Annotated in this window: 11 protein-coding genes and 1 pseudogene; 5 read left to right on the forward strand and 7 right to left on the reverse strand. The window is 62.7% G+C overall.

The genetic code is table 11. The annotated features are described in order from the left end of the window. Positions 1-19: 19 nt before the first annotated feature. Both AC3CB8_RS00560 and AC3CB8_RS00565 read left to right on the forward strand, forming a co-directional pair. Positions 20-704: pseudogene (locus AC3CB8_RS00560) on the forward strand (queuosine precursor transporter). A gap of 2 nt (positions 705-706) precedes the next feature. Further along, positions 707-1,381 carry a spermidine synthase gene (locus AC3CB8_RS00565; protein ID WP_023770816.1) on the forward strand — a complete coding sequence of 225 codons (675 nt, stop codon included), beginning with the start codon at positions 707-709 and terminating at the stop codon, positions 1,379-1,381. Here AC3CB8_RS00565 and AC3CB8_RS00570 read toward each other — a convergent pair. From AC3CB8_RS00570 to AC3CB8_RS00595, 6 genes are all read right to left on the reverse strand, one after another. Beyond that, the gene (locus AC3CB8_RS00570; RefSeq protein WP_352565784.1) at positions 1,353-1,895 is read right to left on the reverse strand and encodes an SRPBCC family protein; all 543 of its coding nucleotides are present in this window, start codon (positions 1,893-1,895) and stop codon (positions 1,353-1,355) included. The genes AC3CB8_RS00565 and AC3CB8_RS00570 overlap by 29 nt on opposite strands. Next, on the reverse strand, positions 1,892-2,254 hold the full coding sequence (locus tag AC3CB8_RS00575) for an ArsR/SmtB family transcription factor (protein WP_023770818.1): 363 nt from the start codon (positions 2,252-2,254) through the stop codon (positions 1,892-1,894). The genes AC3CB8_RS00570 and AC3CB8_RS00575 overlap by 4 nt, the downstream gene beginning before the upstream one ends. Before the next feature lie 180 nt (positions 2,255-2,434). Further along, positions 2,435-3,454, reverse strand: a complete 1,020-nt coding sequence (locus AC3CB8_RS00580) for an esterase-like activity of phytase family protein (protein WP_023795019.1) — start codon at positions 3,452-3,454, stop codon at positions 2,435-2,437. Next, the gene (gene cobT, locus AC3CB8_RS00585) at positions 3,451-5,349 is read right to left on the reverse strand and encodes a cobaltochelatase subunit CobT (protein WP_023770820.1); all 1,899 of its coding nucleotides are present in this window, start codon (positions 5,347-5,349) and stop codon (positions 3,451-3,453) included. Before cobT ends, AC3CB8_RS00580 begins: the two co-directional genes overlap by 4 nt. Before the next feature lie 11 nt (positions 5,350-5,360). After that, the gene (gene cobS, locus AC3CB8_RS00590) at positions 5,361-6,347 is read right to left on the reverse strand and encodes a cobaltochelatase subunit CobS (protein ID WP_352565787.1); all 987 of its coding nucleotides are present in this window, start codon (positions 6,345-6,347) and stop codon (positions 5,361-5,363) included. 123 nt (positions 6,348-6,470) lie between these two features. Then, positions 6,471-7,091 (reverse strand): J domain-containing protein, encoded by a 621-nt coding sequence (locus AC3CB8_RS00595; protein ID WP_023770821.1) that lies wholly within the window; start codon positions 7,089-7,091, stop codon positions 6,471-6,473. 188 nt (positions 7,092-7,279) lie between these two features. Between AC3CB8_RS00595 and AC3CB8_RS00600 the strand changes: the two genes are divergently transcribed. Next, the gene (locus AC3CB8_RS00600) at positions 7,280-7,582 is read left to right on the forward strand and encodes a BolA family protein (RefSeq protein ID WP_352565789.1); all 303 of its coding nucleotides are present in this window, start codon (positions 7,280-7,282) and stop codon (positions 7,580-7,582) included. Between the two features lie 42 nt (positions 7,583-7,624). On the opposite strand, the gene AC3CB8_RS00605 is transcribed toward AC3CB8_RS00600, so the two are convergent. Next, positions 7,625-9,178 (reverse strand): acetolactate synthase large subunit, encoded by a 1,554-nt coding sequence (locus AC3CB8_RS00605; protein ID WP_023795018.1) that lies wholly within the window; start codon positions 9,176-9,178, stop codon positions 7,625-7,627. 326 nt (positions 9,179-9,504) lie between these two features. On the opposite strand from AC3CB8_RS00605, the gene AC3CB8_RS00610 reads away from it, so the two are divergent. Then, positions 9,505-11,454 carry a PrkA family serine protein kinase gene (locus AC3CB8_RS00610; protein WP_140616802.1) on the forward strand — a complete coding sequence of 650 codons (1,950 nt, stop codon included), beginning with the start codon at positions 9,505-9,507 and terminating at the stop codon, positions 11,452-11,454. A 19-nt stretch (positions 11,455-11,473) separates the two neighbouring features. Beyond that, on the forward strand, positions 11,474-12,787 hold the full coding sequence (locus AC3CB8_RS00615; protein ID WP_023770823.1) for a YeaH/YhbH family protein: 1,314 nt from the start codon (positions 11,474-11,476) through the stop codon (positions 12,785-12,787). Positions 12,788-12,794: the final 7 nt, after the last annotated feature.

Raw genomic sequence — 12,794 nt, forward strand, 5'->3', positions numbered from 1 at the left:
CATTACCCAGGATAAAAAAATGTCTTCTTTTTCGCGGTACCTGCCTTTCGTGGCCGCCATGGCACTTGTCGTCGTGGCATCGAACATCCTCGTGCAGTTTCCCATGCAGGGCCACCTCGGCGGCCTGTCGCTCGCCGACGTTTTGACCTGGGGCGCTTTCACCTATCCCTTCTCTTTCCTGGTCACAGACCTCGCCAACCGCCGTTACGGGCCCGCCGCGGCGCGCCGGATCGTCTTTGTCGGCTTCATGACGGCGGTGGTCTGCTCGATCCTCGTCCCGCCCTTTCTGTTCCGCCATGGCCTGATCGAATTCGAGACATCAGCCGACCGGCTGGTGCGCATCGCGGCGGCTTCCGGAGCGGCATTCCTGTCCGCGCAATTGCTCGATGTGACCGTGTTCAACCGTTTGCGCCGGCAGAGCTGGTGGCGGGCGCCGATCGTCGGCACGCTGGTTGGATCGGTGTTCGACACCCTCGTGTTCTTCGGCGTCGCCTTTTCAGCCGCCTTTGCCTTCGTCGGCCCAAGCGACGGGTTTGCGCTGGAGAGCGCCCCATTGATGGGGGTGTTTCATGTCGACGCCATGCGCTGGGTGTCCTGGGCGCTCGGCGATCTTAGTGTGAAACTGATCATCGCTGTTCGTGGCTCTGATCCCTTACCGGCTGCTCGCCGCCCGCTGGAGCCAGCCGGCCGTTGCCGCGGCCTAGCAGTGATTCCCTGGATCCAGCTGGACTCCGCGAAAACGCCTGATGGCCGGCAGGAACTGCGGCTGAAACAGCGCGGTTCTGAATTCTCGATCATGCTTGGTACCAACGAGCTGATGAACAGCCGACTGAGCGGCTCCGAAGAAGCGCTGGCAAAACTGTCCTGCCAGGGGATTGCGGGTCATCGTCGGCCGAGAATCCTGATCGGCGGGCTCGGCATGGGTTTTACGCTGCGCGCTGCCCTCGCCGAATTGGGCGACAACACCGCGATCGTCGTCGCGGAACTGGTGCCGGCCGTCGTCGCCTGGGCACGCGGCCCGATGGCCGAGATTTTTGCCGGCTCGCTCGATGATCCCCGCGTCACCATCCGCGAAACCGATGTCGGCCAGCTCATACGGTCCGCACCCATTGCCTGGGACGCGATCCTGCTCGACGTCGACAATGGCCCCGAAGGCATCGTCCACAAGGGCAACGACGCGCTCTACAGCGTGGCTGGCCTCGCCGCCGCACGCACCGCCCTAAGACCGGGCGGAGTCCTGGCCGTATGGTCGCAAGGGCCGGATGCCGGCTTCACGAGGCGGTTGAAACAGGCGGGTTTCGCTGTCGAGGAAGTCAACACGCGCGCCAACGGCAAGCGCGGCGCGCGCCATGTCATCTGGATCGCCACCAACAGCTCATGATCCTAGGTCGAGGCCGTAGGCAGCCGGGGCTACTTCGGCCGCTGAAGTTCGGTGGCAAGGGCCTCCAGCAGCCCGCGGGTCCCTCTTCCCGCCCCTTGGCGGAATCGACACCGTCGAAGAAGGCGCCCTGCTCGGTGTAGGTCAGCCTTGTGCCGTCGCCCGAAGGCGTCAGCTCCACGGTGGTCAGCGATGCCGACATGGGCTGCGGCCCGACCGCCATCCTGTAGGAAAACACGATGCGCTGGTCGGCAACGATATACTGGAATTGCGCGTCGAGCCTGATCTCAGGGCCGTCGCCATAGCTGAAGCGAGACACCTCGCCGCCACCGACACGAAAGTCGAAGCTGAACTCGGCAACGCTAAAACCATCGCCTTCAATGCGCCAGCGCCGCACCGTCTCCTTGTCGCCGAAGGCATGGAAGACACATGACGGCGATTGCGGATAGGTTCGCTCGACGGTGAAAGTGGAATGGATGACGGAATGCTCGTCTTTCGCGGGGGCGATCTGGTTCATTGCGGTTCGTCCTTTTCCTGATTTTTCTTGGGGAATTGGTCTGTCTCGGCCAGAATCTGGCCAAGACGGTCGAGGTGGCGTTCCGCCGGTAAGCGGCGCTCGGCAATCCAGTCGGCGAGCGGAGCGAGCCCGCCCGGTTCGATCCGGCAGGTGCGCACTCGCCCGATCTTTTCGCTGCGGATCAGCCCACAGGCCTCCAACGCCTGCAGATGCTGCAGCACGGCGGCAAACGTCATGCCGAACGGCTCCGCCAGCTGGCTGACGGTGGCCGGTCCGCTGCTCAACCTTTCCAGGATCTGTCGGCGGGTGGGCTCGACAAGCGCGCGAAGTATAACGTCGATCCCTGAATTGTTAAGCATGGACTTGAGTATTGTCGGCGCCACTTTAATTGTCAAGCCCAGACTAAAGTGTTTTTGCCTGGCGGTCGTCGCGACACTGGCCCGGATTCAGTGGCTTGTCGGGGCAAAGACTGTGGGATGGCCGGCGCATGGACAAAATCGCCGCAAGATCGCTGGTGGGGCGTCGCGAAGGGCTGCCCCTCAATCCTGAAGCAGAATGAATTCCAGATAGAGATTGCGCTGCAGGATCGAATGGTTGTCGTCGGAGATCAGCGACACCATCAGCGCGCCGTCATCCCGGCTCCAGACGTCGAGCCCTTCAATATTGTCGATTTGGTAGCCCATGTCGGCTTGCAGCAGCACCGGCCCGTCGGCGACGGCGCCCTTCTCGACGCTCTCCCCATAAATGCGCCGCAGCCGCATCTTGAGGCCGCCCGCCATGGTGAAGCTGCGCTCCAGCAGCAAGAGGTCGCCATCCGGCAGGAAGGCGCCGTCGGTGATGTCGAAATCGTCGTTGCGCTTGATGGTGAAGACGCCCCTATGCGGGCCTTCGATAATGGCGGCGTAGATGTTGCCTGATTTGTCGAGGCTCTTCTCCGACACCACGACCAGGCCGCCTTGATGCTGGCCATTGGCATTTGAATGGGTAACTGTCTCGAAGCCGCGGTTCTGCCGCAGCTCCCGCGGCGGCACCAGGAAATCCAGCTGCCTGAATGGCGCCTTCATGGTGTCCGGTTCGATCCTGAATTGGGAGACGCGGTGGTTGCGCTCGAAACCGACGGTGGCAATGCCGTCCTTGACCGCGAGGCCTTCGGCGTCGACTTCCCATTTTTCGTCGATCGGCTGCCCGCTCTGGTCGGCCATCTGCTGCATGCGAAAATTCTGGATGCCGAGGGGTCGCCTGTCGGCGTCGCGGGCCACCGAGCCGAAGAACCAGTAACCGGTGTCGGCAACACCGATGAAATCACTGCCCGCTTTCAGGAACCGAAAGGCCGACAACGCGCCGAAATCGCGTGATGGCGACGTCATTTCCAGCCCACCGACGAATTCGAGCGGACCGAATTGCTTGTCGGCGCGGCCAATGTGGAATTCGGTGATCGGGCGTGCCGAGACGGCGACAGGTTCAACTGGAGCCGAGCCGGCCGAACCTGCCGGAACACCGGCGAGCAGGACGATGGCGGCGAAAAGCGTTTGCCTAAACCCGCCTCGCGAAAAGATCATCCGGCGCGCCGCACGCCGCCGCGACGCGTATCCTTCGCGCTCTCCTCGGCGAACAGCGACGCCAGCTGCTCGGTCATCGCGCCGGCCAGTTCCTCGGCATCGACGATGGTGACAGCGCGCCTGTAGTAGCGCGTGACGTCATGGCCTATGCCGATGGCCAGCAGCTCGACCGGTGAGCGCGTCTCGATCAATTCGATGACAGCGCGCAGATGCCGCTCGAGATAATTGCCCGGATTGACCGACAGCGTGGAATCGTCGACCGGCGCGCCGTCCGAGATCATCATCAGGATCTTGCGCTGTTCAGGCCGGGCAATCAGCCGATTGTGCGCCCACAGCAGCGCCTCGCCGTCGATATTTTCCTTGAGCAGGCCTTCGCGCATCATCAGGCCAAGGTTGCGGCGTGCCCGCCGCCATGGATGATCGGCGGATTTGTAGATGATATGACGCAGATCGTTGAGGCGGCCGGGGTTCGGCGGCTTGCCGTCCTTCAGCCACTTCTCGCGCGCCTGTCCGCCCTTCCAGGCCCGCGTGGTAAAGCCGAGGATCTCGACCGAGACGCCGCAGCGCTCCAGCGTGCGCGCCAGAATATCGGCGCAGGTGGCGGCGACCGTGATCGGCCGGCCACGCATCGAGCCGGAATTGTCGAGCACCAGCGTCACCACCGTGTCGCGGAACTTGGTGTCGCGCTCCTGCTTAAACGACAGCGGCTGCATCGGATCGATGACGACGCGCACCAGTCGCGCCGGGTCGAGATAGCCCTCTTCCAGGTCGAAATCCCAGGACCGGTTCTGCTGCGCCATCAGCCGGCGCTGCAGCCGGTTGGCGAGCCGTCCGACCACGCCCGACAGATTGGCGAGTTGCTTGTCGAGGAAGGCGCGCAGCCGGTCGAGTTCTTCCTCTTCGCAGAGCTCCTCCGCGCCGACCGTCTCGTCGAAAGCTGACGTGTAAACCTTGTAGTCGATTTCCTTCGGCAGATTGGTGAAGGGATTGTCGTTGCGCCTAGCCTCGCCGGGCGTCTCGGCATCGGCATCGTCGTCGTCGGACAAATCGTCAGCGGTGGCGTCGGAGGCTTCCGTCTCCGCCGATTGCTCGTCGTCGGCCGATGCCTCGGCGTCCTCGGACTGGGACTGCTCGGAGCCTGAATCGTCCTCGCCGCCTTCCTCGCTCTGTTCCTCGCCTTGCGGCTGGTTGTCGTCATTGTCCTCGGAGTCTTCGGTCTCCTGGTCGTCGCCGAGTTCCTCGGCCATTTCCATGGAGGCAAGCATCTCGCGCACGACCCGGGCGAAGGCCTGCTGGTCCTCGAGCTTTTCCGACAGGCCGTCGAGGTCGGCCTTGGCCTTCTCCTCGACCCAGGGCCGCCAGAGTTCGACCAGCCGCTCGCCGCTCTTCGGCACCGGCCGGCCGGTCAGCTTTTCGCGCACCATCAGCGCCAGCGCCTCCTCAATGGGCGCGTCCGCCTTATCCTTGACGTCGACGAGGTTGGCCTTGGTGTATTTGTCCTCCAGCATCGAGCCGATATTGTCGGCGACGCCCTGCATGGCGCGGCTGCCGATCGCCTCGACGCGGGCCTGTTCGACCGCGTCGTAGATGGCGCGGGCGGCCTTGCCTTCCGGCGCCAGCTTGCTGTGGATGCGCACATCATGGCAGGCGCGCTTCAACGCCATGGAATCGCCGAGCCCGCGGGTAATCGCGATGTCGGACTTCGATGCCTTCTTGGGCAGTTCGGGCAGCCGCGCACGGCTGCCCGCCAGCGCCGGCCTGTCCTTGGCGAAGCCGACTTCCATTTCCTTGTCGCCGGCAATGGCGCGCATGCAGACGGTGACGGCGCGCTTGAAGCTGTCGGCTTCAGACCCCGTCTTGGACTTGTTGCGCGTATTGTCGCCCGGACCCGCCATAGAGGCTCTGCTTAGCCCAGCACCACATTGACCGCGCTCTCGGGCAGATCCTGGCCGAAGGCGCGCTGGTAGAACTCGGCAACCACCGAACGCTCCAGCTCGTCGCACTTGTTGAGGAAGGTCAGCCGGAACGCCATGCCGACATCGCCGAAGATCTCGGCATTCTCGGCCCAGGTGATGACGGTACGCGGGCTCATCACCGTCGACAGGTCGCCATTGATGAAGGCCGAGCGCGTCATGTCGGCGACGCGCACCATCTTGTTGACGATGTCCTTGCCCTTGGTGTCGCGATAATGCTTGGCCTTGGCCAGCACGATGTTCACTTCATTGTCGTGCGGCAGATAATTCAGCGTGGTAACAATCGACCAGCGGTCCATCTGCGCCTGGTTGATCTGCTGGGTGCCGTGATAAAGGCCAGTGGTGTCGCCTAGACCAACCGTATTTGCGGTCGAAAACAGCCGGAACGCCGGATGCGGGCGGATAACCCGGCTCTGGTCGAGCAGCGTGAGTCGGCCGGACGATTCCAGCACGCGCTGGATGACGAACATCACGTCCGGACGGCCGGCGTCATACTCGTCGAAGCAGAGCGCCACATTGTGCTGGTAGGCCCAGGGCAGGATGCCGTCGCGGAATTCAGTGATCTGCAGGCCGTCCTTGACCACGATCGCGTCCTTGCCGACGAGATCGATACGGCTGACATGGCTGTCGAGATTGACACGCACGCAGGGCCAGTTGAGGCGGGCGGCGACCTGTTCGATATGGGTCGACTTGCCGGTGCCGTGATAGCCCGACACCATGACGCGGCGGTTGTAGGCAAACCCGGCGAGGATCGCCAAGGTCGTCGCCTTGTCGAACAGATAGTCGGGATCGACATCAGGCACATGCTCGCTGGTGACCGAGTACGCTGGCACCACCATCTTGGACTCGAAACCGAATTTCTCCTTCACCGACACCGTCGTGTCGGGGAGGTTGGCGATGTCGCGATCGACCTTGTTCATATCTCTCAACGTCTCCACGGGCGAAACGTCGCGTTTCGCCGGCAATCCATTTTGTTCGGGGGCGGTCTTAGAGCCTTTTCCAACCTTATGAAAGTTGGAAAACGACACGAACCATAGGGTCGCTCAGCACAGGCCCGCCTGTTTGAGCACGCGATAGGCCTGAAGCACATCGCGGAACCGGTCTTCCGAACCTCTGTCGCCGCCATTCGCATCCGGATGGTGACGCTTCACCAGTTCCTTATAGCGCGCCTTGATGTCCTTGCCAGTCGCCTTTGTATCAAGGCCAAGCGTTTCCAGCGCCTTGGCCTCAAGCGGCTTGGCCTTGCGCTCGCGCGCCTCGCGCGGATCCTTCGGTCCCTTGAACAGGTCGAACGGGTCGCGCATGCGGTTGTAATAGCCCGCGCGGCCGGAGCGCATCTGCGCCATGTCGGGCGAAGAACGCGTCGAGGCGCCGTTGACGCCCATCTTCCAAGTCGGCCGGTGGCCGGTCATCGCTTCCTTCTGGAAGCGCGCCACCTCGGTGTCCGGCACGCCGGAGAAGTAGTTGAAGCCCTTGTTGTACTCACGCACATGGTCGAAGCAGAAGCGGAAATACTCGCCCTCCTTCATGCGGCCGACCGGCGCGCGATGCGTGCCCGCCTCCTTGCAGCCATCCCACTGGCAGATCGGCGCGTGCGCCTTCACCTCCGCGTCCTTGTCGGGGCGGACGCGAATCTTCTCGAAATATTTGGGATACGGCTTCATCTAACCCATTTATGGGGCGTTCGCAGATGCGAAACAAGAATTGACATTTTCGCGATGATCGCCCTAACCGCTGAATCGCGGCTTAAAGCAGGCGAATGACCGATTTTGTTGCGCGCCGGCGGCCCGGCGAATCCTGTTTCCGGTTTACACGCCGGCGCGCCGACCATATGTGGTGAAGGGAGAAGACGATGTCCATACAGGCGACCATGGAAGACAAGCTCAACAGGGCATTGTCGCCCGAGCGGCTGGTCATCCTCAACGAAAGCCATCTCCACGCCGGCCATCATCACGTGGAATCCGGTCACCACGCTGAGTTCGATGGCACCGGCGAGACACATTTCCGTGTCCGTATCGTCTCGGCGAATTTTGTTGGCATGAGCCGCGTCGAGCGCCACCGCGCCGTCAACGAACTGCTGGCCGACGAGTTGAAGGCCGGCGTTCACGCACTGGCTATCGAGCCCACGGCGCCCGGCGAACAGACGCGCTGGTAGGCCAAGTCCCCGAGCTGAGCTGTAGCGCGCGTCTCGCGCTGTTCAGATTATCGCTTCGATCAGGAATGGCCCGCGCCGCGACAAGGCGGCATCGAGCAGCGCGTTAAACCGCTCGCAGGTGTCGGCACGCGCCGCCTCCACGCCCATGCCTTTGGCCAGCGAAACCCAGTCCAGCGCCGGATGGTCGAGGTCGAGCATGCGCCTGGCATTTTCGCCGATCGCGTTCACCCCGACATTGCGCATTTCGCCATGCAGGATCGCATAGGTGCGGTTGGAAAAGACGATCGTCACCACGTCGAGATTTTCCCGCGCCTGCGTCCACAGGCCCTGCACCGTGTACATGCCGCTGCCGTCGGCCTCCAGATTGATTACCTTGCGGCCGGGACAGGCGATCGCCGCGCCTGTCGCCAGCGGAATGCCGCCGCCGATCGACCCGCCCGTGCCCATCATATAGTCGTGCGGCGCGGCAAAGGCCGACAGCGCGAAGAAGCGTCGCGCCGAAGTGACCGCCTCGTCGCAAACGATCGCGTCGCCCGGCAGCTTTTTGGCGACGGAGAGTGCAATTGCATCTTCCGTCAATCTGCCGGTTGGTGTTGCCTCCTCGGGAAAGGCGCTTGCAACCAACGCCGGTTGCGATTGCTTGACGCGTAGTTCGTCGCGAAGCGCCTCCAGCGCCGCATGCAGATCCTGACCATGGGCGGCGAGCGTCAGCACCTGGCAATCGTCACGGACAAGCCTTCCCGGTTTTCCCGGATAGGCGAAGAAGGCGACCGGCTCCTTTCCGCCGATCAGCACAAGGACATCGATATCCCTGAGCGCTGCCGTCGCCGCGTCGACGGGATAGGGAATGCGCGTCGGCGCGACACGCCCGCGCCCGCGCTGCATACGCGCGATCAACACCTCGCTGAACAGCCTGACATCGCAGGCCGCTGAAATCTGGCCGGCGATCTCGAGGGCATCGGCTCGCGCCGCCCGTCCCCGAACGATCATGCCGACGCGCCCGGGAGCGGCACGGATCGCGGTAGCCACCGCTCGCACGGCGTCGATGTCGACGGCTCGCGGCGATGCGAGTTCCACTTTGACGGGCGAAACCGCGTCGGCGTCGCCCCAGGCCGCGTCCGCCGGCAGGATCAGCGTTGCGACACCCGGCGGCGTCAGCGAGGCGCGAAGGGCCGCCTCCGTGGCCGGTTGGACATCCGTGGGCCCTTCGATGCGGCGCACCCACTTCGACATCGGCGCCGCCAGCCCCTCTATGTCGCTGGTGAGCGGCGCGTCGAGCGGCAGATGGTAGGAGGCATGGTCCCCGACGATGTTGATCATCGGGCTGAAGGCGCGCCTTGCATTGTGCATGTTGGCCAGCCCATTGGCGAGGCCCGGGCCGGTGTGCAGCAGCGTCGCGGCGGGTCGATCGGTCATGCGCGCATAGCCGTCGGCCGCACCCGTCACCACCCCCTCGAACAGGCCGAGCACGCAGCGCATCGCCGGCTTGCGGTCGAGGGCCGCGACGAAATGCATTTCGGATGTGCCGGGATTGGCGAAGCAGACATTCACGTCATTAGCCAACAGCACGTCGCACAGAACATCGGCGCCATTCATGCAAATTTTCTCCCATTCACGAAGAGCAATTGCACCCGCGGATATCGGCACGGCAATATCCCGCCGCCGCTTTTGGCATGATCCAGCCACGGAATGGGCGAGCGACGGTCGGCAGGATCAGGCGAGCGTCGATTTCAGGAACGCTGGCGCCGCGGCGTTCGGCGCACTGCCGTCATCTCCGCCGAAATCGCGGTTGATGGGCGGCCATTCGGGCGGGAGCGTTGTTTGGATTTCAGTACCAGATGCATGCGCGCCGACGGAACAAACAATGCCTTCCCGCAGTTGAATATGCGAGCCCCATCAAAATGGCTCCGAAGGCAACGAACATGCGTGAGAACCAATCCGACGTCTTCCATCTCTTCTCGGAAATTTATGCGAACGCCGCCCAGGAAGAGATAAGTCTCCAGCAATATCTGCTCGCCTGCCGCGAGGACAAATCGATGTATGCCTCGGCGCCGGAACGAATGGTCGAGGCGATCGGCGAGCCAAACCTGGTCGACACCAGCAAGGACGAGCGGCTAGGCCGTATCTTCTCGAACCGGACCGTCAAGATATATCCCTCCTTCTCCGACTTTTACGGGATGGAAGATACGATCGAGCGCATCGCCGGATATTTCCGCTATGCCTCCCAGGGCCTCGAGGAGCGCAAGCAGATCCTCTACCTCTTGGGTCCGGTCGGTGGCGGCAAATCCTCCTTGGCCGAACGGTTGAAGAAATTGATGGAAGAGCGCCCGATCTACACGCTGAAGGTCGGCAACCAGATCAGTCCGGTTTTCGAATCGCCGCTTGGCCTGTTCCATCCCGATCGCATGAGCGATCTCCTGGAGGACAAATACGGGATAGCCCGGCGCCGCCTGAACGGACTTATCTCGCCATGGGCGGCCAAGCGCCTCGACGAACTGTCCGGCGACATTTCCAAATTCAGCGTCGTCAAACTGATGCCGTCGCGGCTGCGCCAGATCGGCATCGCCAAGACCGAGCCTGGCGACGAGAACAATCAGGACGTCTCGGCCCTGGTTGGCAAGGTCGACATCAGGCAATTGGAAAATTTCAGCCAGTCCGACCCTGACGCTTATTCCTACAGCGGCGGGCTGAACCGAACGACGCAAGGGCTGCTCGAATTCGTCGAGATGTTCAAGGCGCCCATCAAGGTGCTGCATCCATTGCTGACGGCGACCCAGGAAGGCAGTTACAACGGCACCGAGAATTTCGGTGCCTTTCCGTACCAGGGCATCATCGTTGCCCATTCCAACGAATCCGAGTGGCAACAGTTCAAAAACAACAAGAACAATGAGGCGTTTCTCGATCGCATCCTCGTGGTCAAGGTGCCGTATTGCCTGCGCATCACCGAAGAGAGGCAGATCTACGAGAAGCTGCTGCGCGAGAGTGAATTGGCCGCCAGCCCCTGCGCGCCCGAGGTGTTGGACATCCTCAGCCGGTTCAGCGTCTCGACACGCCTTGCCGAGCACGACAATTCGCCGCTGCACACCAAAATGCGCGCCTATGATGGCGAGAACCTCAAGGAAGTCGACCCGAGGGCGAAGTCAGTCCAGGAATATCGCGACGCCGCCGGCGTCGACGAAGGCATGACCGGCGTCAGCACGCGCTTCGCCTTCAAGATCCTGTCGCAGACGTTCAACTACGACACCAACGAGGTCGCGGCGGACCCCGTGCATCTTATGTACATCCTGGAAGAGGCGATCAAACGGGAGCAGTTTCCGAAGGAGACGGAAGCCGCCTATCTCGAATTCATCAAGTCGGAGCTGGCCGCCCGTTACGCCGAGTTCATCGGCCATGAAATCCAGAAGGCCTATCTGGAGTCCTATAGCGAATATGGCCAGAACCTGTTCGACCGCTACATCGCCTATGCCGATGCCTGGATCGAGGACCAGGACTACAAGGACCCCGACACCGGCCAAATCCTCAATCGCGAGGTGTTGGACAACGAACTGTCGCAGGTCGAAAAACCGGCAGGCATCGCCAATCCGAAGGACTTCCGCAACGAGGTGGTGAAGTTCACGCTGCGTGCCCGGGCGCGCAACCATGGCCGCAACCCGTCATGGACGAGCTACGAGAAGCTGCGCGAGGTTATCGAAAAGCGCATGTTCGGCCAGGTCGAGGACCTCCTGCCCGTGATCAGCTTCGGCTCCAAGCAGGATAGCGTCACCGAAAAGCGGCATAATGAATTCGTCCAGCGGATGGTGGAGCGCGGCTATACGGAACGGCAGGTGCGCCGGCTGGTCGATTGGTACATGCGGGTGAACAAGGCGGGCTGAGAGCAGTCCGGATGGTTGCATGCCGATCTTTATCGACCGCCGCCTGAATCCGAAGGACAAAAGCCTTGGCAACCGCCAGCGCTTTCTCAGGCGTGCCCGCGAGGAGCTAAAGCGCAGCATTCGCGACCAGATCCGCGCTGGGCGGATCGCCGACGTGGACGCGGAGCATGTCGTGCCGATGCCCGAAAGAGGCACTGGCGAGCCGACCTTCAACGACGCCAGGGACACCGGCCGGCGCCGGCACATCCTGCCGGGCAACAGGCAATTCTCCCAAGGCGACCTGATCGCCAAGCCCGGTCAGGGCGGAGGCATGGGCGGTTCGTCACCGGGAAAAACCGCGTCCGAGGACGACTTTCGTTTCGTGCTTTCGCGCGAGGAGGTGCTCGATCTCTTCTTCGAGGATCTCGAACTGCCCGACCTGGTCAAGCTCAATCTCAAGGAGATCCTTGCCTTCAAGCCGCGCCGGGCGGGTTTCGCCGCCACCGGTTCGCCAACCAACATCAATGTCGGCCGCACGATGCGCAACAGCCACGGCCGCCGCATTGCGCTCAGGCGCCCCAAGCAAGCGGCGGTCGATGCGATCACGCAGGAACTCGCCTTGCTGGAGGCCGCACCGCCTGATGCTCAAGCGCGCGAGCGCGTCGTGGCGCTCAAAGAAGAGATCGAGCGGCTGGAGCGCCGGCGCCGGCGGATCGCCTTCGTCGACCCGGTCGACATCCGGTTCAACCGCTTCGACCAGCGCCCGGTGCCGAATGCGAAAGCGGTCATGTTCTGCCTGATGGATGTGTCAGGCTCGATGGGCGAGCGCGAGAAGGACTTGGCCAAGCGCTTCTTCGTGCTGCTGCACCTGTTCCTGAAGCGACGTTATGAACGCACCGAAATCGTCTTCATCCGCCACACGCACGAGGCGCAGGAGGTGGATGAGGAAACCTTCTTCTACTGCTCGCAAAGCGGTGGCACCGTCGTTTCCACCGCGCTCGAGGAGATGCATCGCGTCATCGAGCAGCGTTACCCCGCGAGCGAGTGGAACATCTACGCCGCCCAGGCCTCGGATGGCGACAATTTCGCCACCGATTCCGAGCGCTGCATCGCCCTGCTGAACGGCAAGCTCATGCGCCTGTGCCAGTATTTCGCCTATGTCGAGATCATCGACGAACGCGAGAGCCACATCTTCGGCGCGACTGAAAACGGGACGTCGCTCTGGCGAGCCTACAGCGCCATCGAATCGAACTGGCCGAACTTCCAGATGAGCCGCATAGCCACGGCCGCCGATATCTATCCTGTCTTTCGTCAGCTCTTCGCCAAACAGCCCGCGCTCCGGAAGAGCGCCTGAGGGGAAC

The organism is Mesorhizobium sp. P160927 (assembly GCF_057766385.1).

What these genes read in the sequence shown, in the direction of transcription:
- AC3CB8_RS00615 (WP_023770823.1), top strand. Translation starts at nt 11,474, where the DNA reads ATGCCGATCTTTATCGACCGCCGCCTGAATCCGAAGGACAAAAGCCTT.
- AC3CB8_RS00575 (WP_023770818.1), bottom strand. Translation starts at nt 2,254, where the DNA reads ATGCTTAACAATTCAGGGATCGACGTTATACTTCGCGCGCTTGTCGAG.
- AC3CB8_RS00595 (WP_023770821.1), bottom strand. Translation starts at nt 7,091, where the DNA reads ATGAAGCCGTATCCCAAATATTTCGAGAAGATTCGCGTCCGCCCCGAC.
- AC3CB8_RS00600 (WP_352565789.1), top strand. Translation starts at nt 7,280, where the DNA reads ATGTCCATACAGGCGACCATGGAAGACAAGCTCAACAGGGCATTGTCG.
- AC3CB8_RS00570 (WP_352565784.1), bottom strand. Translation starts at nt 1,895, where the DNA reads ATGAACCAGATCGCCCCCGCGAAAGACGAGCATTCCGTCATCCATTCC.
- cobS (WP_352565787.1), bottom strand. Translation starts at nt 6,347, where the DNA reads ATGAACAAGGTCGATCGCGACATCGCCAACCTCCCCGACACGACGGTG.
- cobT (WP_023770820.1), bottom strand. Translation starts at nt 5,349, where the DNA reads ATGGCGGGTCCGGGCGACAATACGCGCAACAAGTCCAAGACGGGGTCT.
- AC3CB8_RS00610 (WP_140616802.1), top strand. Translation starts at nt 9,505, where the DNA reads ATGCGTGAGAACCAATCCGACGTCTTCCATCTCTTCTCGGAAATTTAT.
- AC3CB8_RS00580 (WP_023795019.1), bottom strand. Translation starts at nt 3,454, where the DNA reads ATGATCTTTTCGCGAGGCGGGTTTAGGCAAACGCTTTTCGCCGCCATC.
- AC3CB8_RS00605 (WP_023795018.1), bottom strand. Translation starts at nt 9,178, where the DNA reads ATGAATGGCGCCGATGTTCTGTGCGACGTGCTGTTGGCTAATGACGTG.